Consider the following 24168-nt stretch of genomic DNA (forward strand, 5'->3'; position numbering starts at 1 on the left):
CATAAAAAAACCGCTTCCGGTGAGGGAAGCGGCTTTTCACAACGGCGCTATCAGAACAACTTCAGCGGCGGTGCTTGTTCTTTCAACGGTTCGTTCTTCGCAGTCTGCTCGTTCCAGCCACCGCCGAGGGCCTTGTACAGGTTGACCTCGCTGGTGAGCTGCGCCAGGCGGTCGGTGATCAGCGATTGCTGGGCACTGAACAGTTGGCGCTGGGCGTCGAGGAACGTCAGGTTGCTGTCGACACCAATGCGGTAGCGACGCTCGGCCAGGCGGTAGTAATCCTGGTTAGCCTCGACGAAGCCGCGCTGGGCATCCAGTTGCTGCTTATAGGTCGCACGCGCGGCGAGGCCGTCGGAGACTTCCTGGAAGCCGGTCTGGATGGCCTTCTCGTAGTTGGCCACGTTGATCTCTTTCTGGATCTTCGAGTAGTCCAGGCTTGCGCGCAGGCTACCGGCGTTGAAGATCGGGATGTTGATCTGCGGGGCAAACGCCCAGGTCCCCGAACCGCCTTTGAACAGGCCGCCCAGTGTAGGGCTGGCGGTGCCGGCGCTGGCGGTCAGGCTGATGCTCGGGAAGAACGCCGCACGGGCCGCGCCGATATTGGCGTTGGCCGCCTTGAGGTTGTACTCGGCCTGCACAATGTCGGGACGACGTTGCAGCAGGTCCGATGGCAACCCGGCCGGTACTTCGCTGAGCAGGTCATCGGACAGCGGCTTGCTGGCGATATTCGCCGGCAGGCCGGTGCCCAGCAGCAGGGTCAGGCTGTTTTCATCCTGGGCCACCTGGCGGGTGTAACGCGCCAGTTGCACACGGGCGTTTTCCACCGAGGTGCGTGCCTGGCTGAGGTCCAGCGCCGAGGCCACGCCGACTTCGTTGCTGCGCGAGGTGAGCTTGAAGCTCTGCTCGAAAGCACCGAGGGTATCCTGGGTCAGCTTGAGCAGTTCCTTGTCGGCCTGCCAGGTCAGGTAGGCATTCGCCACGCTGGCCACCAGGCTGATTTGGGTGCTGCGACGCGCTTCTTCAGTGGCGAAGTACTTTTGCAAGGCTTCTTCACTGAGGCTGCGCACGCGACCGAACAGGTCCAGCTCGTAAGAGCTGATCCCCAGGCCGGCCGAGTATTGGCTGGAGATAGTCGATTCGCCAGTCTGCGACAGCTTCGCCGGGGTGCGCTGGCGGCTGCCGTTGCCGGTGGCCGAGATAGCCGGGAACAGGTCGGCACGCTGGATCTGGTACTGCGCCGCATAGGCGTCGATGTTCAGCGCCGCGACACGCAGGTCACGATTGTTCACCAACGCGGTCTGGATCAGCTGTTGCAGGGCAGGGTCATGGAAAAACTGCTTCCAGCCTTGCTCGGCAGCGGCCTGGCTCGGCGCCTGGGCCGACGAGTACGCCGGCCCCTGCGGGAACTGTGCGGCCACTGGCGCATCGGGACGCTGATAGTCAGGTATCAGCGAGCAGCCACTGAGCACGAATGCGGTGACGGCTAGGGAAAGTAGCGACTTGCTCATTGGCCAGCCTCTTTAGGAGTTTCAGTAGTGTCTTTCTTTTTGCGTTCGCCAGCCGAGGACACGGTTGCGTAGAACAGTGGCACCCAGAAAATGGCAAGGACAGTGGCGGTGATCATACCGCCGATCACGCCGGTACCGATCGCGTGCTGGCTGCCTGAGCCGGCACCGCTGGAAATCGCCAGCGGCAGTACGCCGAGCACGAACGCCATGGACGTCATGATGATCGGGCGCAGACGCATACGGGACGCTTCGATAGCCGCCTCGACGATGCCTTTGCCTTGCTCGTGCAGCTCTTTGGCGAATTCCACGATCAGGATGGCGTTTTTCGCCGCCAGGCCCACCGTCACCAGCAAGCCCACCTGGAAGAACACGTCGTTGGACAAGCCGCGCATGCTGGTGGCGATCAACGCACCGATCACACCCAGTGGCACAACCAGAATCACCGCGATCGGGATCGACCAGCTTTCGTACAGTGCTGCCAGGCACAGGAACACGACCAGCAGCGACAGTGCGTACAGGGCTGGTGCCTGGGAACCGGAAAGGCGTTCTTCGTACGACAGGCCTGTCCAGGCATAACCGATACCGGCCGGCAGTTCTTTGGCAATGCGTTCGACTTCGGCCATCGCATCACCGGTACTGTAGCCTGGTGCCGGAGTACCGAGGATTTCCATCGCCGCTACACCGTTGTATCGCGAAAGCTTGGGCGAACCGTAGATCCACTGGCCTGACGAGATGGCCGACAGCGGCACCATTTTTCCGTCGCCGCTGCGTACGTACCATTTGTCCAAGTCTTCCGGCGACATGCGGCTGGCGGCGTCACCTTGTACATACACCTTCTTCACGCGACCACGGTCGATGAAGTCGTTGATGTAGCTGCCACCCAAGGCGATGGCCAGGGTCTGCTGGATGTCCGCGAGGCTGATGCCCTGGGCACTGGCCTTCTCGTCGTCAACGGTCAGCTCGTACTGCGGCTCGTCGTTCACGCCGTTAGGACGTACGCCGGCCAGCACCTTGCTTTGTGCCGCCGCGCCGAGGAACTGGTTACGTGCAGCCATCAGCTTGTCGTGGCCAACGCCACCCTGGTCTTGCAGGAACACGTCGAAACCGGTGGCGTTACCCAGCTCCAGCACCGAAGGTGGCACGATGGCGAACACCATGGCGTCCTTGAAGGCCCCGAAGAAGTAACCCTGGGCACGCTTGGCCACTTCGAACACCGATTGGGTCGAGTCACGCTCATCCCACGGCTTGAGCATCACGAACGCAAGGCCCGAGCTCTGGCCTCGACCGGCGAAGTTGAAGCCGTTTACGGTAAACACCGAGTTCACCGACTTGCCTTCACCTGGCTCGCCTTCCTTGTCGTTCAGCAGGAAGGCGCGCATGTCATCAACGACTTTTTGCGTGCGCTCAGCCGAAGCGCCTACCGGTGTCTGCACCTGGGCGAAGATCACACCCTGGTCTTCCTCAGGCAGGAACGCGCTCGGAATACGGGTGAACATCCAGATCATGCCGGCCAGGATCAGCGCGTATACCAGGAACGCTGGGATCTTGTGCTTGATCATGTTACCCACGCCGCGCTCGTACTTGAGTACGCCGCTGTCGAAGGTACGGTTGAACCAGCCGAAGAAGCCGCGCTTGGGCTGGCCGTGTTTTTCCGGATCAATCGGCTTGAGCATGGTGGCGCACAAAGCCGGGGTGAAGATCAGGGCAACCAGCACCGACAACGCCATCGCCGAAACGATGGTGATGGAGAACTGCCGGTAAATCACACCGGTGGAACCACCGAAAAACGCCATCGGCAGCAGTACCGCCGACAGTACCAGGGCAATACCCACCAGGGCGCCCTGGATCTGGCCCATGGACTTGATCGTCGCTTCTTTGGGCGACAGATGCTCCTCGGCCATTACCCGTTCGACGTTTTCCACTACCACGATGGCATCGTCCACCAGCAAGCCGATGGCCAGGATCATGCCGAACATGGTCAGGGTGTTAATGGTGAAGCCGCACGCCGCCAGGATCCCGAAGGTACCCAGCAATACCACCGGCACGGTCATGGTGGTGATGATGGTGGCGCGGAAGTTCTGCAGGAACAGGAACATCACCAGGAACACCAGCACGATCGCTTCGACCAGGGTGTGAACCACACCGGAGATCGATTCGGTCACGACCGGCGTGGTGTCATACGGCACCACCGCCTTCATGCCTGGCGGGAAGAACGGCTCCAGGGACTTGACTGTTTCGCGGATGGCCTTGCCGGTGTCCAGTGCGTTCGCACCGGCCGCCAGCTTGATCGCCATACCCGAAGCCGGCTTACCGTTGAACTGTGCACTGATGCTGTAGTTCTGGCCGCCCAGTTCGATGCGCGCGACGTCACCCAGGCGAACCTGCGAGCCGTCGGTGTTCACCTTCATCAGGATCTTGGCGAATTCCTCGGTGCTTTGCAGGCGCGTCTTGCCGATGATCGTGGCGTTCAGTTGGGTGCCGGGCAGGGCAGGCAGGCCGCCCAGTTGGCCGGTGGCCACCTGCACGTTCTGGGCCTTGATGGCATTGCTGACGTCCACTGGCGTGAGCTGATAGTTGTTCAGCTTGGCCGGGTCGAGCCAGATACGCATGGCGTACTGCGAACCGAACACCTGGAAGTCACCCACCCCCGCGGTACGGGAGATCGGGTCCTGGATGTTGGACACGATGTAGTTGGAGAGGTCGTCCTTGGTCATGCTGCCGTCTTCCGACACCAGACCGATCACCATCAGGAAGTTCTTCACCGACTTGGTCACGCGGATACCCTGTTGCTGCACTTCTTGCGGCAGCAGTGGGGTGGCCAGGTTCAGCTTGTTCTGTACCTGGACCTGGGCGATATCCGGGTTGGTACCCTGGTTGAACGTCACGGTGATGGTCATGCTGCCGTCGGAGTTACTGTCCGAGGAGACATAACGCAGGTTGTCGATACCGTTGAGCTGTTGTTCGATCACCTGCACCACGGTGTCCTGCACGGTTTGTGCGGAAGCACCTGGGTAGGTCACCTGAATATCAATGGCCGTTGGCGCAATGGCCGGGTATTGGTTGATGGGCAGTTTCAGGATCGAGAGTGCCCCGACCAGCATGATCACCAGGGCAATTACCCAGGCGAAAATGGGACGGTCGATAAAAAATTTCGACATGGATTACTCCCCTTGACCAGCAGCGGCAGCAGGCGCTGCAGCAGTACCGGCGGGTTTAGCGTTGGAGGCTTCCGTGACCTTCACCTCGGCGCCTGGCTTGACGTACTGCAAGCCTTCGGTGATGACGCGGTCACCGGCATTGAGGCCTTTTTCCACCAGCCAGTAGGCACCGGCGGTACGGTTGGCAACCAGTTCGCGTTGCTCGACCTTGTTGTCCTTGTTCACGATCAGCGCCGTCGGAATGCCGCGCAGGTCACGGGTCACACCTTGTTGCGGGGCCAGGATGGCCTTGCTGTTCACGCCGGCCAGCAACTGGGCGTGCACGAACATGCCCGGCAGCAGCACGTGGTCAGGGTTGGGGAACACGGCGCGCAGGGTCACGGAACCGGTGGTCTGGTCAACCGACACTTCGGAGAACTCGAGCTTGCCGTCCTGGGCGTAGGCCGTGCCGTCTTCCAGGGTCAGCTTGACCTTGGCAGCGTTTTCGCCGGCTTTTTCCAGTTGGCCACTGGCCAGGTCGCGACGCAGCTTGAGCATTTCAGCCGAAGATTGCGTGACGTCGACGTAGATCGGGTCCAGTTGCTGGATCACCGCCATGGCGTCGGCCTGGCCATTGCTGACCAGTGCACCTTCGGTTACCGAAGAACGGCCAATACGCCCGGAGATCGGCGCGTACACCTTGGTGTAGCGCACGTTGATCTGGGCGGTTTGAACGTTTGCTTCGGAGGTCATGCGGTTGGCGACGGCAGTGTCGTATTCCTGACGGCTGACGGCTTGCTCCTCGACCAATTGCTTGTAGCGATCGGTGATGGACTTGGTCTGGGTCAGGCTGGCTTGCGCGCTTTTGAGCGTGGCCTCATACACCGACGGGTCGATCTGGTAGAGCTGTTGCCCTTCCTTCACGTCGGCGCCTTCCTTGAACAGGCGCTTGAGAATGATGCCGTTGACCTGCGGACGAACTTCCGCAATGCGGAAGGCCGTGGTGCGGCCTGGCAGCTCGGTGGTCAGGGTATAGGCTTGCGGTTGAATGGTGACCACGCCGACCTGAGGGGTTTGAGCGGGCGGTGCCGCTTCTTCCTTTTTACATCCGCTGAGCAGCGATGCCAGGGCGACGGCAGTGACCAGAGCGGTAACAGCTGGCTTAAGTTGCATGAAGATCCTCGGGTCAGGCGCGCAGAGTGCGCACAAGAAGTGTGGAAGGGTAAAAAACAAGCCATGAGTGGATAAGTAGCTTGCTACGCAATATACTTACGTTCATGGTTGTTTGTAAACTCTTGACAGGCTTCGCGCAATGTTGACAAAGCACCGCCGCAAGCCTCGATTCTAGTACGTTCGGCGCCCATGACGGCGTCGTCCCACAATTATTCAGATGACGGTCAAGTACCGTCCACAGTGTCCCGATTGAGGTTTTATTGCCATGGTTCGTCGCACCAAAGAGGAAGCTCAGGAAACGCGCAGCCAGATTCTCCAAGCCGCCGAGCAAGCCTTTTATGAGCGTGGCGTAGCGCGGACCACCCTGGCGGACATCGCCGCGTTGGCGGGCGTGACGCGTGGGGCTATCTATTGGCATTTCAGCAATAAGTCCGATTTGCTCCAGGCTCTGCTCGATACGCTGCACGAACCTCTGGACGAATTGGCCCGGGCGAGTGAAAGCGAGGATGAAGTCGACCCGCTGGGCTGTATGCGCAAGCTGTTGATTCATCTTTACCATGAAGTGGCCCTGGACCCGAAAACCCGGCGTATCAACGAGATTCTGTTTCATAAGTGCGAGTTCACCGATGAAATGTGCGACATGCGCCGCCAGCGCCAGACCCACAGCCTGGAATGCAACCTGCGTATCAGCCTGACGTTGCGTAACGCGGTCCATCGCGGGCAACTGCCTGAAAATCTCGACACCACCCGTGGGGCTGTCTGCATACATGCCTTCATCCACGGGTTGATCGGCCAGTGGCTGCTGGTCCCCGATAGCTTTGAACTGCACCAAGACGCCGAGCGCTGGGCTGACATAGGGCTGGACATGCTGCGCCTGAGCCCCAGCCTGCGCAATTGAAACAAAATGCGTAATTGCAACCCGTTGTGTCAACAGTAAAGCCTAAGGACGGTCAATCGTCCTTCTGCCTGATTTGTGGGGTGACTTTATATACGGCATGGCGGGCGGTTGATAGGTAGCCGGCTAAGTATTTTGTAGCGATATTGTTGCCGTTCTGTGAAGCGATGTTTCCAAGGGGCTACATACAGGCACAAATATGGGAGGGGACTTGCCCTTGATACTGTAGGAGCGAGCTTGCTCGCGAAAAACTGACAGGCGCCGCGTTTTTCAGGACGCACGCGTTATCGTTAACGGTTTTCGCGAGCAAGCTCGCTCCTACAGTATTGGGGAAGCCGCCTCCCACATTGGTTTGCGGGTTACGTTAGATCGGCAGCGTCGGGTAGTCGATGTAGCCCACCGGGCCTTTGCCATAGAAGGTTTCCGAGTGCGGCTCGTTCAACGGCGCATCAGCCTTAAGTCGTGCCGGCAGGTCCGGGTTGGCGATGAAAGGAATACCGAAGGCCACTGCATCCGCCTTGCCCGCCGCCAGCCAGGCATTGGCGCTGTCTTTGGTGAAGCGTTCGTTGGCGATGTACGCGCCGCCGAAGGCTTTTTTCAGCTGTGGGCCAAGGCTGTCTGCGCCTTCTTTTTCACGGGAGCAGATGAAGGCGATACCGCGCTTGCCCAGTTCGCTGGCGACGTAGGTGAAGGTCTCGGCGAGGTTGTCGTCACCCATGTCATGCGCGTCAGCACGCGGTGCCAGGTGCACGCCCACGCGGCCGGCGCCCCAGACTTCAATGGCGGCGTCAGTGACTTCCAGTAACAGGCGCGCACGGTTTTCCAAAGAGCCGCCGTACTGGTCGGTGCGCTGGTTGGTGCTGCTCTGCAGGAACTGGTCAAGCAGGTAGCCGTTGGCGCCGTGGATTTCCACGCCGTCGAAACCGGCGGCCTTGGCGTTCTCGGCACCGGTGCGGTAAGCGTCGACGATGTCGGCGATTTCAGCGGTTTCCAGGGCGCGCGGGGTTGGGTAGTCGGCCAGTGGGCGTACCAGGCTGACGTGGCCTTTAGCCTGGACCGCGCTCGGGGCCACCGGGGTTTCGCCGTTCAGGTAGGACGCGTGGGAGATGCGGCCCACATGCCACAACTGCAGGAAGATCTTGCCACCCGCGCCATGCACGGCCTTGGTGATGTTGGCCCAGCCGCGCACCTGATCGTTGGACCAGATGCCGGGGGTGTCCGGGTAGCCCACGCCCATGGGCGTCACGGAGGTGGCTTCGCTGAGGATCAGCCCCGCGGAGGCGCGTTGCACGTAGTACTCGGCCATCAGCGCGTTGGGCACGCGTCCGGCGTCTGCGCGGCAGCGGGTCAGCGGCGCCATGATGATGCGGTTCGACAGCTGCACGTCGCCCAGTGTGATCGGATCGAAAATAGTCGTCATGGAAAAAACACCTTCTCTTTTAAGTTGATCAGTGGGTCGCGGGGGCCAGGTCGGCATTGGCGCCCTGACGGAAAGTGATCAGGGTCACCAGCAGCGCGAGGATGGCCAGCGCCGCGGCGGCCAGTGGCACGCTGGTCAGGCCGAAACCGTGGGCAATCACGCTGCCGCCGACCCAGGCGCCGAGGGCGTTGCCAATGTTGAAGGCGCCGATGTTCAAGGTGGACACCAGGTTCGGTGCGGCCTTGCCGAAGGTCACCACGTTGATTTGCAGCGCCGGCACGGCGGCGAACGAGGCGGTGGCCCACAGGAACAGGGTGACTTCAGTCGGTATCACCGCGACGCTGGTCCAGCTCAGCACCGTGGAAACCACCGCCATGCTGATGAACACGCCGATCAGGGTGGCCGCCAGGCGCTTGTCCGCCAGTTTGCCGCCGATGATGTTGCCCACGGTGAGGCCCAGGCCAATCAGCAGCAGGGTCCAGGTCACGCCTTTGGGCGACACGCCAGTGACATCGCCCAGCAGCGGCGCGACATAGGTAAAGAGGGTAAACATGGACGCGGCAAACAGCGCAGTCATGCTCAGTGACAACCAGATACCGGCGCCCTTGAGGGCGGCCAGTTCGGCACGCATGTCGAGTTTTTCTTCGTCACGCTGGGCGGGCAGGAAGCGAATAAGGCCGATCAAGGCGATCACGCCAATCACGGTCACAGCCCAGAAGGTCGAGCGCCAGCCGGCTTCCTGGCCCAGCGCCGTACCCAGAGGCACGCCCAGCACGTTGGCCAGGGTCAACCCGGTGAACATCAGCGCCACCGCCGACGCACGTTTGTTGGCCGGCACCAGGTTGGCCGCCACCACCGAGCCAATCCCGAAGAAGGCACCGTGGCACAACGCTGTGACCACACGGGCAAACATCAGCACGTTGTAGTCGCTTGCCAGGGCGCACAGCAGGTTGCCGATAATGAAAATACCCATCAACGCTACCAGCGCCGCCTTGCGTGGCAGCCTGGCGGTGGCCAGTGCCATGAACGGTGCGCCGATGGCCACGCCCAGGGCGTAACCGGTGACCAGCCAACCGGCGCCGGGAATCGACACACCCAGGTCCGCCGCCACATCGGGCAGCAAGCCCATGATGACGAACTCGGTGGTGCCGATGGCGAAGGCGCTCAGGGCCAGTATGAGTAGCGAGAGGGGCATGTGTGTGTCCTTGGTGATTACGGTGCGCTGAGTTCGGTGATGAGCGCGGTGAGGAAGGCTTGGATCACCTCCTCGTTGCGTTTGAAAAAGTGCCATTGCCCGGCCTTCTGGCTGCTGATCAACCCCGCCCGTTGCAAGGTGGCCAGGTGCGCCGACACGGTCGACTGGGATAAGCCGCAGCGCTGGTCGATCTGTCCGGCGCAGATGCCGTATTCGTGGTTGTGCAATTGCTCGGGGAACTGCACTTTCGGGTCTTTGAGCCAGGTGAGGATGTCTCGTCGTACTGGGTGCGCCAGGGCTTTTATTATTTCGTCGAGGTCGATGGACATGGCAGGGTGCTCGGTGTCGTAAAGCGTTATATCGCGATAAGGCGAACTTTAAATCGTAATATCCCGATACACCAATATGATTTTGATCTGAGGCCAAGACGAATCGGTATATCGGGTTATAACGATATGAGAGTGGCAGTGGTAGACTGCGCGGCATGAATTATCTCGCACATCTGCACCTGGGCGGCCAACTTCCTGCGCAATTGCTGGGCAGCCTCTATGGCGACTTCGTCAAAGGCCGCCTGCAGGGCCAGTTCAGCCCGCAAATCGAAGCGGCGATCCAGTTGCATCGCTCCATCGACCGCTTTACCGACAGCCACCCGTTGGTGGGCGAGGCGTTGTCACGCTTCAGCCAGACCCGCAGGCGCTATGCCGGGATCGTCCTCGATGTGTTTTTTGACCATTGCCTGGCGCGGGATTGGGCGCTGTATGCCGACCAACCCCTGGAGCGTTTCACATCGCAGGTGTACCGGGTGTTGGCGGCTGAACCCGCGTTGCCGGGGCGGCTGGCGCAGATTGCGCCGTATATGGCAGCGGATGATTGGTTGGGCTCGTACCGCGAGTTTGCGGTGATGGAGCAGGTGTTGCGCGGGATTTCGCGGCGGCTGACGCAGCCTGAGGAGTTGGGGTATGCGATGCAGGAATTGCGGGTTTTGTATGAGCCGTTGAGTGAAGACTTTCGACTGTTCTACCCAGAGTTGCAGAAATTTGCACAATCTCATCTGACTACATGAGATCTGAATGTGGGAGCTGGCTTGCCAGCTCCCACATTTGGATTGTGTTCACATTGCTTCAGGCTGCGAATGCAGGCCGAGCTGCCACGTGCTCAGCTTCCGGCACCGACCCAAACAATGCCTTCTGCACCGCCTGCTGTGCCTGATACGCCAACGCCGCACGTTCCTGCCCAGCACAGGCAATCGGCTTGAGCACGTGAATCTCCACATCGCCGCGGTCATTGGAAAACAAGCGCATCAGGTGCGAGAGCAAATCATCATCGCCAATGAAGGGCGCCAGCGGGTCGACTTGGCCGTCGCGCAGATACCGAATCGCCACCGGCTGCAGTGACACATCCGCATCGATCGCGCTGGCCAGCAAGCGCCCGTGGAACGTGCGCAGGCCGCGACCGTCGGTGGTGGTGCCTTCGGGGAACATCAGCAAGGGGTGCTGTTGCTCCAGATGACGGGTCATCTGCTTGCGGATCAGTTGGCTGTCACCTGAACCGCGACGAATAAACAGGCTGCCAGCCTTGGCCGCCAGCCAGCCCGCCACCGGCCAGGTACGTACTTCGGCCTTGGACAAAAACGACATCGGCGCCACCATGCCCAGCAACGGGATATCCGTCCAGGACACATGATTGCTCACCCACAGCATCGGCGTTGGCGGCAACTCGCCATGCACCGTCACGTGAAAGGGCAGGGCGTTGGTCAGTCGCGCCATAAAGAAGCGCGACCAACGCTGGCGCCGCACCATCGAGTTAGCCACGCCCAGGCGCTCGAACAGGCCGAACACACTGGCCATGCTCAACCCCAGCCCCACCACCAACAGCACGCGGGCGATGCGCCCGTAAATGCGCAGGCGGTTCATCACATGGCCGCCTTGAAGTGGCGCGCATAACGCGGGCACAACTCGTCGCGCTTGAGCAGGATAAACACATCGGCCACCTGGAAGTCTTCATCCCAGCACGGCTCGCCGCAGATCTTCGCGCCCAGGCGCATGTAGGCCTTGAGCAGCGGCGGCATTTCGGCGATGACGTTGGACGGCAAGTCCAGGGCCGGCAGCGGTTTTTTCGGTTCGGCGCGCAGGTGTTCGTTACACAGGTAGCGCTCGCGCAAGCGCTGCATGATCGCGTGGGCCTGGATGCCGCCATCGTGCATCGGGATGCTCGCGCAGCCCATCAGGTAGCTGTAGCCACCCTGGTTGAGCACTTCGGCCAACTCGCCCCAGAGCACCGCGATGGTTCCGCCATTGCGGTAGGCCGGGTCGACGCAGGTGCGGCCAATCTCCAGGATCGGGCCCTGCAAGTGCAGCAGGCCATGCAGGCTGAATTCTTCTTCACTGTAGAACCGGCCCAAGGTGCTGGCGGCCTGGTGGTCGAGCAGACGGGTGGTGGCGACGAGTCGACCGCTGTTCAAATCCCGCACGCCGATATGGCTGCAGTGAACATCATAGTCATCCATGTCCAGACCCAGTTCCGCGCCTTTCAGCTTGGCGTTGAACTCGCCGCTGAACACGTTGAACCGCAGGGCCTGGGCTTCCTGCAATGCCTGTGCGCCTACCAGGCGTTCGGCTTGCAGACGGCGTTCATTGCCTTTGTCGCTGATGCGGGCGATCTGAGTCATAGCGAGTCTCCGGGTGCCGGCCAGGTTGCGGCCAGTCGACTTTGTTGTCCAAAGTCAGGCTATGTAGCCTCGGTGTCAGCTCCATGAAGTTACGGTGACGGTTGGATGACAGGCCAGTGGGGTCGGGGGAGACAATGCAGTGGAATTATTCCTAGGCAGCATATGGTCATGTCGTATAGGCATAGTGGAACCAGCTTACGGTTTGGGCCACAAAGACAGGCAAGTCGAATATTGAGATTCAGTCACTATAGGGAATAAGCATGCCTGTTTCGTCTACAAGCTCAGAGTCGATCACTGGATGGTACCGGCCCGCAGCCGCCTCGGATGAGTGGCCTATCGAAGGTTTCACCGGGGTTCGCAGCAAGGACGGGCGCACGTATGGGCGTACGATAGGTGTCCAGCGTAACCTGCGGGCCTCTCCTCATTACCAGTACAAGCCGGAAAACGCCCACCCAGGACAAAAGCCGGAGAACATCTGGGGCGGATTCAGTCAGTGGAATGCCAATAACTGCGGCATCGTGGCGGTGATCAAAATGGCAATGATGCAGTTCGGCGAAAAGCCTACCGATGTTTTCAAAGACGTACGTGAAACCCCTGATGGTTATCAGATAACCCTGAGAAATGGCGAAACCACTTCGCTGAGCAAGGGCGAGCTGAAACAGGCGGCTGAGGCGGCAAAGCTCAAGTGCCAGAATATCCAGACAGCCATCTATGCCAACTTTATGGTGGCGGTTGCGGCGAAGCGTTTTCAGGAGCAAAGCCATGCCACCGGGCCGGGAGACTACGCTCGAGCGCTGGATATCTTGAACGATAGCACCAGCCTTGAGTACGCCTTCAAACGGTTGGGTTTATGGGAGCAGGTCGAGCAGCTTCCTTGCGAAGAACTGGCGGGAGGGCGCCTGGGCGTATTTCAAGCCGGTAGCCATACTTCGGTTTCTGTTGATGGAAACGAGGAGCGCTGGGGTAAGCAGGGTGGGCCGACACCTACGGGAGCCGAGGTTTACGAGGCCTATGGGTTCAAAAAAAATGCTGGGCAGTAAGCAGGCGTTAAGGTGAGCGATGAGGTGGTGGCGTCGGCAAACCGTCATTTGTCTCAGCTAGGCTGGCAGGCTTTAATGCGCTGAGTGATTCTTTATGGTCAAACGTTTGTTGTGCGCTGGCTTGCTGGTTTTAACCGCGAATGCCTGCGCCGAGGAATGGCCGGCGAAAGAGTGGTCCTCAGGTTCGCAATTGACGGGCCCTGCTGTCAAAGCGTTGGAAGAATATGCTTTTGCACAGCGCAATGATGAAACGCGCCAAGGTATCCGCACCGATGCGCTGCTGGTTATTCGTGACGGTGTAATCATCTATGAACGTTACGCCGCGCCCACTACTGCCAGCACACCACACCTGACGTGGTCGGTGAGCAAAAGCCTGATGGCTACCGTGCTTGGTGTGGCCTACGGTGAAGGCCGCTTCAAACTCACCGACCCTGCCGCACGCTTTTACCCGCCGATGAAACAGCACCCCAACGTGACCATGGCCGACCTGTTGCACTGGGCATCGGGGCTGGACTGGCAGGAAGACTATGAATACGCCCCATTGAAGTCTTCTGTCGTGGCAATGCTCTACACCCGTGGGCGTGGCGATATGGCGCAATTTGCCGCCTATAACGAGGCTACCGCCGAACCCGGCCAGGCGTTCCGCTATTCAAGTGGCGACAGCAATATTCTGTCTGCTGCGCTTAAAGGGATGCTAGGCCACAAGGCGTACATGAGCTATCCATGGGATGCCCTGTTCAAGCCGTTGGGCATTCGCAACGCGACGTGGGAAACCGATGCTGACGAAACCTTTGTCGCCTCGTCCTACGCCTACCTCACTGCTCGCGATCTGGCGCGGGTCGGGCTGCTGATGGCACGGGAGGGGCGTTGGGGCGAGCAACAGTTGCTGCCCCAAGAGTGGGTGGCTTTCAATCGGCGGCCTTTCGATAAATACCAGGCGGGCCAGGATGAAGCGGTACCGGGCGGCCACTGGTGGCTCAACAAGGGTACGCCCCAACCCTGGCCCGACGCGCCGGCCGACACCTTCGCTGCGCTGGGGCACTGGGGCCAGGCACTGTTTGTGCTGCCCGATGAACACCTGGTGATCGTGCGCTACGGAGATGATCGGGATGGCAGTTACCGGCATAACGAACTGCTCAAACGCGTGCTGGCGGCGGTGCGCTCATGATTCGTCGTCATCCGTTCATCAGCGTTTTACTGGTGTTGGTCTTTGCACTGTCGGGCTGGGTCTGGCACGAGCGCGTCAACCTGCAAGCCTTCCCCGACATCATCGCGGCTTATACGGCCAAGGAGTACTGCTCGTGCCGGTATGTGGCGAACAATCCGGCGGACTATTGCCTCGGGTATGTGAAGCAGTACGTGCCGACCAGCGCGTTCACCGACTCGCCGGAACGCAGTGAAGTCACGGCCAGCGGTTTAGGGCGCACGCACACGGCGCGGTGGTTGGGCGACCGTCAAGGCTGCCGCCTCAACCCCTGACACACCCAAATTCCCCTGTGGGAGCTGGCTTGCCTGCGATAGCGTCAGGTCAGCCAACATCACTGGTGCCTGTGCCGCCGTCATCGCAGGCAAGCCAGCTCCCACATTTAGATTATCTGCGTGGGTTCTCGGAAAAAGAACCGGCCCTGAGGTTCCACAGGGTGGAACCACCTTTGATTGTCCTCACGCGCACATCGCGCTTAGCTGTCGATGTGTCGCCAACAAGAACGGGACCACCCGCCTGTGAGGAGAATCACCATGCGCCCGCACCAGCACATCCTGGATTGGCTCAGCGACGTTGCCAGCGACTTGCACGCTGTGCGTCACGATATCCACGCCCATCCCGAACTCGGCTTTGAAGAAAACCGCACCTCAGCGCTGGTCGCACAGTCACTCAAGGAGTGGGGTTACGAGGTGCACACCGGCATCGGCAAGACCGGTGTAGTCGGCGTGTTGCGCAATGGCAACAGCACGCGCACGTTGGGGATTCGCGCCGACATGGACGCCTTGCCCATCATTGAAAACACCGGCGCGGCCTATACCAGCCAGCATGCCGGCTGCATGCACGCTTGCGGGCATGACGGCCACACTACGATGTTGCTTGGCGCTGCTCGCTACCTGGCGGCGACGCGGCAATTGGACGGCACGCTGAATCTGATTTTCCAACCCGCCGAAGAAGGCCAGGGCGGTGCCGAGGCGATGCTGGCTGACGGTTTGCTGGAGCGCTTCCCCTGCGATGGGCTGTTCGGCATGCACAATATGCCGGGCTTGCCGGCTGGGCATCTGGGCTTGAGAGTGGGGCCGATGATGGCCTCCCAGGACCTGCTCACCGTGACCCTCGAAGGCGTCGGTGGCCATGGCTCCATGCCGCACCTTACCGTCGATCCGCTGGTGGCTGCCGCCAGTATGGTCATGGCCTTGCAAACGGTGGTGGCGCGCAATATCGACACCCAGGAAGCCGCTGTCGTCACGGTCGGCGCCCTTCAAGCAGGGCAAGCTGCCAATGTGATTCCCCAGCAAGCCCTGCTGCGCCTGAGCCTGCGCGCACTTAACCCCAAGGTACGCGAACAGATGTTGGAACGGGTCAACGCGATCATCCAGACCCAGGCCGCCAGCTTCGGCTGCACCGTGCAGATCGAACACCGCCCGGCCTACCCGGTGCTGGTCAACCACGCCGAAGAAACCGAATTCGCCCGCCAGGTCGGCGTGGCCTTGCTCGGTGCCGACGCCGTGGATGGCAACACCCGCACGCTGATGGGCAGCGAAGACTTCGCCTGGATGCTGCAACGCTGCCCCGGCAGTTACCTGTTCATCGGCAACGGCGTGTCGCGGCCGATGGTGCACAACCCCGCCTATGACTTCAACGACGACATCCTGCTGACCGGCGCCGCCTATTGGGGGGCGCTGGCCGAGAGCTGGCTCAAGCCGGCCGGATAACCCGAACCCTTGTAGGAGCGAGCTTGCTCGCGAAAGTCGTTAACGCTGACGCAGCGCTTTCAGGTAGCCCGTGTCGCCTGCGCGTTTTTCGCGAGCAAGCTCGCTCCTACAGCAACGCCTTTTTCTGCCGCTGGACCCTTTCCCTGATCGGTTGAATGGAGTGTTCCTCATGCAGACTGCAAAACCTGGTGTTTCACGCACCCGCCAAGTGGTGGCGGCGGTGATCGGCAACGCGTTGGAATGGTATGACTTCATCGTTTACGGTTTCCTGGCTAGCATCATCGCCCGGCAGTTCTTCCCCTCGGAGGACGAATACGCCTCGCTGCTGATGGCGCTGGCGACCTTCGGCGTGGGCTTTTTCATGCGCCCGGTGGGCGGCATCTTGCTGGGCATCTACGCCGACCGCAAAGGCCGCAAGGCGGCGATGCAGTTGATTATCCGGCTGATGACCGTGTCCATCGCGCTGATCGCCTTCGCGCCGAACTACGCCGCCATCGGCATGGGCGCGCCGTTGTTGATCGTAGTGGCGCGCATGCTCCAGGGTTTTGCTACCGGCGGTGAGTACGCGAGTGCCACGGCATTTTTGGTAGAGAGCGCACCGGCCCATCGCAAGGGCTTGTATGGCTCCTGGCAATTGGTGGGGCAGTGCCTGGCGGTGTTCGGTGGGGCGGCGATGGTGGCGTTGGTCACGCATTTCTTTTCGCCCGAAACCCTCGACCTGTGGGGCTGGCGCCTGCCGTTTGTGCTGGGCTTGTTGATCGGCCCGGTGGGGTTGTGGATTCGTCGGCACATGGAAGACCCGGAAGAATTCATCGAGGCGCGCAAGCAGGCCACCGGCCCGGCGCCGAGCCTCATGCAAGTGCTGCGTGAGCATCGGCGCAGTATCCTGGTATCGATGGGGCTGGCCTGCGGCGCGACGGTGTCGTTTTATGTGGTGCTGGTGAACATGCCGACCTTCGCTCACAAGAACCTTGGCCTGCCGCTGGATCAGGTGCTGATGGTGCAGATGTTTGCGGTGGCGCTGATGACCGTAGTGATTCCGTTGTCCGGCCTGCTCTCGGATCGGCTGGGACGGCGACCGGTGTTGATGGCCTTCACCCTGGCGTTCTTCGTGATGGTCTACCCCTTGTATGTGTGGGTGGCCGCCGCGCCGTCCATCGAGCGCCTGCTGGTGATGCAGGTGATGTTGTGCACGGCGATTGGCGGGTTCTTCGGGCCAGCGCCGACGGCATTGGCCGAGCAGTTCCCTATCGAGGTGCGCTCGACCGGCGTGTCGGTGGCCTATAACGTGGCCGTGATGGTGTTCGGTGGTTTCGCGCCGTTGATCGTGACCTGGCTGACCAAGGTGCTGGGCACGCCGGTGGCGCCCTCGTTTTATGTATTGTTTGCGTGCGTGCTGACGCTGCTGGGCACTTACTGCATGCGCGAGGCACCCCGGGCGAGCAAGCCGCTGCCGTTTTCCAGAGAGGTGAAGCCTTGAGTATTGTTGATTGGGATGCCACTGAGCTGTCGCGGGCCATTCATGGGCGGCAGGTGTCGTGCGAAGAGGTGATGCAGGCGTACCTGGCGCAGATCCAGCGCTTTAATCCTGGCGTGAATGCGCTGGTGTCACTGCGCGACAGCGAGGCCGTGCTGGCCGAGGCGAGGGCCTGCGATCGTGAGTTGGACCAGGGCCACTCCCGTGGCTGGATGCATGGCATGCCCCAGGCCATCAAGGACCTGGCGGCCACCCGGGGCTTGCGTACCACCCTGGGCTCGCCGTTGTTCGCCGAACACGTGCCGGGCGAAGACGCCATCAGCGTGGCGCGGGTGCGGGCCAGTGGCGCGATCATCATCGGCAAGACCAACGTGCCGGAGTTCGGCCTGGGCTCCCACACCTACAACACGCTGTTCGGTACCACCGGCAATGCCTATGACCCGCACTTAGCAGCTGGCGGCAGCAGTGGCGGGGCAGCCGTGGCCCTGGCGCTACGCATGCTGCCGGTGGCCGACGGCAGCGACATGATGGGCTCGCTGCGCAACCCGGCGGCGTTCAACAACGTGTTCGGCTTGCGCCCCTCCCAAGGGCGGGTGCCCCACGGGCCGATGCCGGAGTTGTTCGTGCAGCAACTGGGCACCGAAGGCCCGATGGGGCGCAGCGTGACGGATGTGGCGCGGTTGCTGAGCATCCAGGCCGGTTACGACCCCCGCACGCCTCTGTCATCCCAGGCCGATCCGGCGGTGCTGGGCCAGCCGTTGCAGCGCGACTTCAAGGGTGTGCGCCTCGGTTGGCTGGGGGACTACAACGGTTATCTGCCGATGGATGATGGCGTGATGAGCCTGTGCGAAGCGGCGCTGGATGATTTCGCCAGGCTGGGCTGTGAAGTGCACAGCTGCCAACCGGACTTTTCCATGGCGCGCCTGTGGCGTTGCTGGCTGGTGCACCGCCATTGGCTGGTGCACGGCAACCTCGGCGCGGCCTACGCTAACCCGCAAAAACGCGCACTGCTCAAGCCCGAGGCCCAATGGGAAGTGGAGGGCGGCCAGGGCTTGAGTGCCCAACAGGTGTACCAGGCGTCGGTGGACCGCAGTGAGTGGTACCGCGCCCTGGCCAAGCTGTTCGAACGTTACGATTTCCTGCTGTTGCCCACTGCCCAGGTGTTCCCTTTCGATGCACAACAGGCTTGGCCGCGCCTCGTCGGCGGGCGTGAAATGGACACTTATCACCGTTGGATGGAGGTGGTGATCGGCCCGACCCTCGCCGGTTTGCCGAGCATGAGCATTCCGGTGGGCTTCAACCCCCAGGGCTTGCCCATGGGCCTGCAAATCATTGGCCCGGCCCAGGCCGACAGGGCCGTGCTGCAATTGGCCTACGCCCATGAGCAACTGACCCAATGGGTACAACGCCGGCCACCGGCGTGTCTTGCAACGACCCGCTGAGCGCTGACCGGGCCTGTATCTTGCTGTGAAAAAAGATCATCCACCGGCAACAGGGAGATCGAACATGGAGACAGGCACCGTACGCTCGGTTGAGCGCGCTCTGGCAATCGTCGAGTTGCTGGGCGAGCACCAGGCCCTGGGGCTGGAAGAGTTGCACTACCTCACGCGCCTGCCAAAGGCCACGGTGTCGCGCATGTTGCTGACCTTGCAGGAACAGGGTTGGGTCTATCGGGGCCTGAGTGATCGACGTTACCGCCTGCGTGCCCGGCGCTTGTTCGGCGATACCCAGCAACGCTTCAAGCGCCAGGTGGTGGAGAGCGCCGCCCCCTGGTTATTGGAGCTCAGCGAGCGCACCGGGCTGGTGGTGGACTTGTCGTGCTTCGATGGCGAGCGCCTGGAGGTCATGGAGAGCGCGATTCCCAGCGTGTTGCGCAAGCTGTATCCGAATAACTGCCAGATCGTCGGCCAGTACGCCAGCCTGTTTCACTCGGCGATGGGCAAGGCTTGCCTGACGCAATTACCGGCTGAAGAAGTACAGCGCCTGGCAGGCCGCAATCATGTGGCGGCAGACGAGCACTATCGCGCATGCGAGCAATCCCAGCACCAGGGCTTCGGCCAGCGTACCGAGGGCTATTGGGAATATCCGGTGCGTTTGCCGTTCCTGATCCGGGCGGTGGCCTTGCCGGTGCGCGCCAATGGCCGCCTGGTGGGGAGCATGGCATTGCATTGGCCGATGCATCAGGCGCCGGTGGAGCGGGTGTTGAATTTGCATATGGGCAGCCTTGAACAGGCGGTGTGCGAAGTGCAGCGAACGCTGGATTAAAAACACCGCAAAACCCTGTGGGAGCTTGCTTGTTGTGGCGAGGGAGCTTGCTCCCGCTGGGGTGCGTAGCGCCCCCAAAAAAGCCGGCTCCAGCTGCGCTGTCGAACGGGAGCAAACTCCCTCGCCACAGCAATCCCCACATTGAATTTGCGCCGGTTGTGAGATTGCGCTTAAGGTTCGCCCAGGTTTTTTGCCCCATGAGTCTTTATGTTCAATGTCAAACCTCTGGTCTTCGCGCTGCTGACCTGTGCCGCCGTGCCCGCCCACGCCGACTGGTACCTGGATAACGAATCCTCACGCCTGTCCTTCGTCACCACCAAAAACACCGAAGTGGCTGAAGTCCAGCGCTTCCTGGTATTGCATGGCAAGGTCGACGCCAAGGGCGCGGCTCAGCTGGAAGTGGAGCTGGAGTCGATCAACAGCGGCATCCCGCTGCGCGACGAGCGCATGCGTAAAGCGCTGTTCGAGATCAAGACCTTCCCCGAAGCGCAGATCAGCGCGCAAATCAATCTGCAGCCCATCAATGACCTGGCGTCCGGCGCGCAGTTGGAATTGCGCTTGCCCTTGAGCGTCACGCTGCACGGCAAGACCCAGACCTACAGCGCCGAACTGCTGGCCACGCGCTTGGATGATCGACGCTTCCAAGTGGTGACCCTGGAGCCTGTGGTAATGCATGCCGAGGATTTTGACCTGGCGCCGGGTATAGCCGCATTGCGCAAGGCGGCGGGGCTCAAGTCGATCAGTTTGTCGGTGCCGGTGGGTGCGGTGCTGATCTTCACGGCGCGCTGACATGAGCGGCGCGGTGTTCCCGTGGCGCAGCGCCAATCAGTTCGAATTGCTGATCGACGGGCCGAATTTCTTCCCGCAGATGCTGGTGGGCATCGCCCGGGCCGAGCAGCAGGTTGACCTTGAGTTGTACCTGGTCGAAGCCGGTGCCTGCGCCGAAGCCATGGTGCAGGCACTGGTGCTGGCTGCCGAACGCGGCGTGCAGGTGCGTTGCCTGTTCGACGATTACGGCAGCCTGGCGTTTACCCTGGGGCTGCGCAAGCGCTTGACCGACGCCGGCGTGACGCTGCGCTTTTACAACCGCCTGAATTGGCGGCGCTGGATGCGCAACCTGTATCGCGACCATCGCAAGCTGCTGCTGATCGACCAGCGCATTGCGGTGGTCGGCGGCACCGGTGTCACCGACGAGTTCTGGACGCCGGGGCAAGACACCGCCGACTGGCATGAAGTGATGGTGCAGATCAGCGGCCCGCTGGTGCTGGACTGGCAGGCCCTGTTCGACAGGCAATGGCACGCTAACGCCGCGCGCCGAGAATGGAAACCGGCGACCCACTTTGGTTTGCCTCGCCTGCCCAAGGTGCCCGCCACCGGGCCGGGGCTGGGCCGCGTGGCGTATGCCGATGCGCGTCAGCACCGCGACATTCTGCAATCATTGATTCGCGCCTTGAACAGTAGCAAGGGGCGTATTTGGCTGGCGACCCCGTACTTCCTGCCAACCTGGAGCGTGCGTCGCGCCTTGCGCCGGGCGGCTGGGCGCGGTGTGGACGTGCGTCTGTTGCTCACCGGCCCGCGCACTGATCACCCGTCGGTGCGTTACGCCGGGCACCGTTATTACCCGCGCCTGCTGCGTTCAGGAGTGCAGATCTTCGAATACCAGCCGTGCTTCCTGCACCTGAAGATGGTGCTGGTGGACGATTGGGTGAGCATTGGCTCGTGCAATTTCGACCACTGGAATTTGCGCTTCAACCTGGAAGCCAACCTGGAAGCACTGGACCCGCAATTGACGGCAGCGGTGGTGGGCAGTTTCGAAGCGGACTTTGCCCAGAGCCAGGCGGTGAGCCTGGAGGCCTGGAAAGCGCGGCCGTTGTGGCGGCGGGTGAAGCAGCGGGTGTGGGGCTGGATTGACCGGCTGGTGGTCAATCTGCTGGATCGGCGCGGCTAGCCGGGTCACCTCAACTCCAATGTGGGAGCTGGCTTGCCTGCGATGGCGGTGGTGAATATTCCACCGCTATCGCAGGCAAGCCAGCTCCCACACCGACCGTGTTTACAGCTTCAGATCAGAGCAGTTCGAAGGTTTGTTGCTGCACATCCTGGGAGTCCAACCCGATCTGTACATTGAACTCACCCGGTTCGGCCGCGTACTTGAGCTGGGCGTTGTAGAACTTCAGGTCGTCCTCGGTGAGGGTGAAGTGCAGCGTGCGGGCTTCACCGGCCTTGAGCATGACCTTCTGGAAGTTCTTCAGCTCCTTGATCGGGCGTATCATCGAGCCGGCCACATCCTGGATATACAACTGCACCACGGTTTCGCCATCGACCTTGCCGGTGTTCTTCACGGTGACGCTGGCGTCGAGCTTGCCGGTCTTGTTCAGCGTGGTGGACGACAGCGCCATGTCCGACAGGCTGAACGTGGTGTAGCTCAGGCCATAGCCAAACGGAAACAGGGGACCTGTGGTGTCATCGAAGTACTGCGAGGTGTAGTTGCCCGGCTTGCCTGGTGTGAACGGTCGGCCAATGGTCAGGTGATTGTAGTAGGTCGGAATCTGCCCCACCGAACGAGGGAAGGTGATCGGCAGCTTGCCCGACGGGTTGTAGTCGCCGAACAGTACGTCGGCGATTGCATTGCCGCCTTCGGTACCTGCGAACCAGGTTTCCAGAATCGCATCGGCCTGTTGGTTCTCTTCGAGAATCGACAGTGGACGGCCGTTCATCAGCACCAGCACCAGCGGTTTGCCGGTGGCTTTGAGGGCCTTGATCAAGTCGCGCTGGCTTTGCGGGATGTTCAGGTCGGTGCGGCTCGACGATTCGTGGGACATGCCACGGGACTCGCCCACCGCCGCGACGATAACGTCGGCGTTGTTCGCCGCCTTCACCGCTTCATCAATCAGCACCTGGGCAGGGCGCGGGTCGTCCACCACTTCCGGGGCATCGAAGTTGAGGAAGTTAAGGTAGTCGAGCACTGCCTTGTCGCCGGTGATGTTGGCGCCACGGGCATAGATCACTTTGCCTTTTTCGCCGATCACGGCGTTCATGCCGTCGAGCAGGGTCACCGATTGCGCAGGCCGGCCGGCAGCAGCCCAACTGCCCATCATGTCGATGGGTGCCTTGGCCAGCGGGCCGACCAGGGCAATGGTCGCGGACTTTTTCAGCGGCAGGGTGTCGTTGTGGTTCTTGAGCAACACCAGGCTGCGGCGCGCGATGTCGCGGGCCTCGGCGCGGTGCAGGCGGCTGTCGGCGTAGGTGTCGACCGGGTCATCCTCGGCCTTGCCGATGCGCAGGTACGGGTCCTTGAACAGGCCCATGTCGTACTTGGCGCCGAGCACTTCGCGCACGGCGTTGTCGATGTCGCTCTGCTGGATCTCGCCAGACTTGAGCAACCCAGGCAATTCCTTGCCATACAGCGAGTCGTTCATGCTCATGTCGATGCCGGCCTTGATCGCCAGCTTGGCGGCTTCACGCCCGTCCTTGGCTACGCCGTGCTTGATCAGCTCGAAGATCGCGCCATGGTCGCTGACGGTCAGGCCCTTGAAGCCCCAGTCCTTGCGCAGCAGGTCGTTCATCAGCCAGGTGTTGGCGGTGGCAGGTACGCCGTTGATCGAGTTGAGCGCCACCATCACGCCGCCGGAGCCGGCCTTGATCGCTGCGTGGTAGGGCGGCAGGTAGTCCTGGTACATCTTGACCGGGCTCATGTCGACCACGTTGTAGTCGCGCCCGCCTTCCACCGCGCCATAGAGGGCAAAGTGCTTGACGCTGGCCATGAGGCTGTCGGCATTCGCGGGGCTGGTGCCCTGGAACGCCTTGACCATGACTTCGGCAATGCGTGACACCAGGTAGGTGTCTTCACCGAAACCTTCGGAGGTGCGGCCCCAGCGCGGGTCACGGGAGATATCGACCATTGGCGCAAACGTGATATCGAGGCTGTCGGCGGCGGCTTCCTGGGCGGCGATGCGTCCGGAGCGGCCAATGGCGTCCATGTCCCAGCTGGAAGCCAGGGCCAGGCTGATCGGGAAAATGGTGCGGTGGCCGTGGATCACGTCGTAGGCGAAGAACATGGGGATCTTCAAGCGGCTGCGCATGGCCGCGTCCTGCATCGGACGGTTTTCCGGGCGGGTGATGGAGTTGAACGTGCCACCGATGCGGCCGGCGGCGATTTCCTTGCGGATCAGCTCGCGGGGCATTTCCGGGCCGATGCTGATCAGGCGCAATTGGCCGATCTTCTCATCCAGGGTCATTTGCTTGAGCAGGTCGCTGACGAAGGCGTCCTTGTCATTAAGCGCAGCAGGCTTTGTTTCTGCCCATACGGGGTGAGTGGCCAGAGTGGCAACAAGGCCGAGCAAACACAGCTTTTTCATGAATATCCTTTTTCGGCGACTGCGCAGCATTCAAAGAGATGCTGTCGGCCAAAATGTGGGGAACGTCTATTGTTGTTCGGGTGTTGTTCAGATAAATGCAGCACACTCTGAACTCTTTT

The 24168-nt window shown here is 61.3% G+C and carries 20 protein-coding genes; 11 read left to right on the plus strand and 9 right to left on the minus strand.

The features are described from left to right. Positions 1-50 precede the first annotated feature (50 nt). From adeC to ODQ19_RS05320, 3 genes are read right to left on the minus strand one after another with little or no spacing between them, the layout of a single operon-like run. Positions 51-1508 carry an AdeC/AdeK/OprM family multidrug efflux complex outer membrane factor gene (gene adeC, locus ODQ19_RS05310; RefSeq protein WP_330209491.1) on the minus strand — a complete coding sequence of 486 codons (1458 nt, stop codon included), beginning with the start codon at positions 1506-1508 and terminating at the stop codon, positions 51-53. Next, a complete protein-coding gene (locus tag ODQ19_RS05315) occupies positions 1505-4666 on the minus strand; it encodes an efflux RND transporter permease subunit (RefSeq protein ID WP_330209492.1) in 3162 nt (1053 codons plus the stop codon). Before ODQ19_RS05315 ends, adeC begins: the two co-directional genes overlap by 4 nt. Before the next feature lie 3 nt (positions 4667-4669). Further along, a complete protein-coding gene (locus tag ODQ19_RS05320) occupies positions 4670-5818 on the minus strand; it encodes an efflux RND transporter periplasmic adaptor subunit (RefSeq protein ID WP_330209493.1) in 1149 nt (382 codons plus the stop codon). Between the two features lie 265 nt (positions 5819-6083). Here ODQ19_RS05320 and ODQ19_RS05325 point away from each other — a divergent pair, with 265 nt between their 5' ends. Next, positions 6084-6716, plus strand: coding sequence for a TetR family transcriptional regulator (locus ODQ19_RS05325; RefSeq protein WP_034125975.1), 633 nt, complete (start codon positions 6084-6086; stop codon positions 6714-6716). A 361-nt stretch (positions 6717-7077) separates the two neighbouring features. Here ODQ19_RS05325 and ODQ19_RS05330 read toward each other — a convergent pair whose 3' ends face one another. Genes ODQ19_RS05330 through ODQ19_RS05340 form a run of 3 tightly spaced genes read right to left on the minus strand, consistent with a single transcriptional unit; the run spans position 7078 to position 9657 of the window. Next, positions 7078-8133 (minus strand): alkene reductase, encoded by a 1056-nt coding sequence (locus tag ODQ19_RS05330; protein ID WP_330209494.1) that lies wholly within the window; start codon positions 8131-8133, stop codon positions 7078-7080. A gap of 28 nt (positions 8134-8161) precedes the next feature. Beyond that, a complete protein-coding gene (locus ODQ19_RS05335; protein ID WP_330209495.1) occupies positions 8162-9328 on the minus strand; it encodes an MFS transporter in 1167 nt (388 codons plus the stop codon). A gap of 17 nt (positions 9329-9345) precedes the next feature. Further along, positions 9346-9657: an ArsR/SmtB family transcription factor gene (locus ODQ19_RS05340; RefSeq protein WP_003189349.1), complete on the minus strand. Its 312-nt coding sequence runs from the start codon at positions 9655-9657 to the stop codon at positions 9346-9348. 155 nt (positions 9658-9812) lie between these two features. On the opposite strand from ODQ19_RS05340, the gene ODQ19_RS05345 reads away from it, so the two are divergent. Continuing rightward, positions 9813-10391, plus strand: coding sequence for an acyl carrier protein phosphodiesterase (locus ODQ19_RS05345; protein ID WP_330209496.1), 579 nt, complete (start codon positions 9813-9815; stop codon positions 10389-10391). A gap of 58 nt (positions 10392-10449) precedes the next feature. Here ODQ19_RS05345 and ODQ19_RS05350 read toward each other — a convergent pair whose 3' ends face one another. Continuing rightward, a complete protein-coding gene (locus ODQ19_RS05350; RefSeq protein WP_330209497.1) occupies positions 10450-11241 on the minus strand; it encodes a lysophospholipid acyltransferase family protein in 792 nt (263 codons plus the stop codon). After that, positions 11241-11996: an L-ornithine N(alpha)-acyltransferase gene (olsB, locus tag ODQ19_RS05355; RefSeq protein WP_003189352.1), complete on the minus strand. Its 756-nt coding sequence runs from the start codon at positions 11994-11996 to the stop codon at positions 11241-11243. Before olsB ends, ODQ19_RS05350 begins: the two co-directional genes overlap by 1 nt. Positions 11997-12256: 260 nt before the next feature. Here olsB and ODQ19_RS05360 point away from each other — a divergent pair, with 260 nt between their 5' ends. From ODQ19_RS05360 to ODQ19_RS05400, 9 genes are all read left to right on the plus strand, one after another. After that, complete coding sequence (locus tag ODQ19_RS05360; protein WP_330209498.1) at positions 12257-13036, plus strand: hypothetical protein; 780 nt, start codon at positions 12257-12259, stop codon at positions 13034-13036. 94 nt (positions 13037-13130) lie between these two features. Next, entirely contained in the window at positions 13131-14204 is a 1074-nt protein-coding gene (locus ODQ19_RS05365) for a serine hydrolase domain-containing protein (protein WP_330209499.1), read from the plus strand. After that, positions 14201-14515 (plus strand): amidase, encoded by a 315-nt coding sequence (locus tag ODQ19_RS05370; protein ID WP_116666922.1) that lies wholly within the window; start codon positions 14201-14203, stop codon positions 14513-14515. Before ODQ19_RS05365 ends, ODQ19_RS05370 begins: the two co-directional genes overlap by 4 nt. A 258-nt stretch (positions 14516-14773) precedes the next feature. Continuing rightward, positions 14774-15952, plus strand: a complete 1179-nt coding sequence (locus tag ODQ19_RS05375; RefSeq protein ID WP_330209500.1) for a M20 aminoacylase family protein — start codon at positions 14774-14776, stop codon at positions 15950-15952. A gap of 169 nt (positions 15953-16121) precedes the next feature. Next, positions 16122-17432, plus strand: coding sequence for a citrate-proton symporter (locus ODQ19_RS05380; RefSeq protein ID WP_330209501.1), 1311 nt, complete (start codon positions 16122-16124; stop codon positions 17430-17432). Beyond that, a complete protein-coding gene (locus tag ODQ19_RS05385; protein WP_330209502.1) occupies positions 17429-18871 on the plus strand; it encodes an amidase in 1443 nt (480 codons plus the stop codon). Before ODQ19_RS05380 ends, ODQ19_RS05385 begins: the two co-directional genes overlap by 4 nt. 64 nt (positions 18872-18935) lie before the next feature. After that, entirely contained in the window at positions 18936-19694 is a 759-nt protein-coding gene (locus ODQ19_RS05390) for a helix-turn-helix domain-containing protein (RefSeq protein WP_116666918.1), read from the plus strand. 207 nt (positions 19695-19901) lie between these two features. Beyond that, positions 19902-20483, plus strand: coding sequence for a YceI family protein (locus tag ODQ19_RS05395; RefSeq protein WP_330209503.1), 582 nt, complete (start codon positions 19902-19904; stop codon positions 20481-20483). Between the two features lies 1 nt (position 20484). Then, complete coding sequence (locus ODQ19_RS05400; protein ID WP_116666917.1) at positions 20485-21642, plus strand: phospholipase D-like domain-containing protein; 1158 nt, start codon at positions 20485-20487, stop codon at positions 21640-21642. Positions 21643-21757: 115 nt separating this feature from the next. Here the strand turns inward: ODQ19_RS05400 and bglX are convergent, their stop codons facing one another. Continuing rightward, positions 21758-24049, minus strand: coding sequence for a beta-glucosidase BglX (gene bglX, locus ODQ19_RS05405; protein WP_330209504.1), 2292 nt, complete (start codon positions 24047-24049; stop codon positions 21758-21760). Positions 24050-24168: the final 119 nt, after the last annotated feature.

This window comes from Pseudomonas sp. AM4(2022), assembly GCF_036346515.1.
In the GTDB taxonomy this organism is placed as follows: Bacteria; Pseudomonadota; Gammaproteobacteria; order Pseudomonadales; family Pseudomonadaceae; genus Aquipseudomonas; species Aquipseudomonas paracarnis.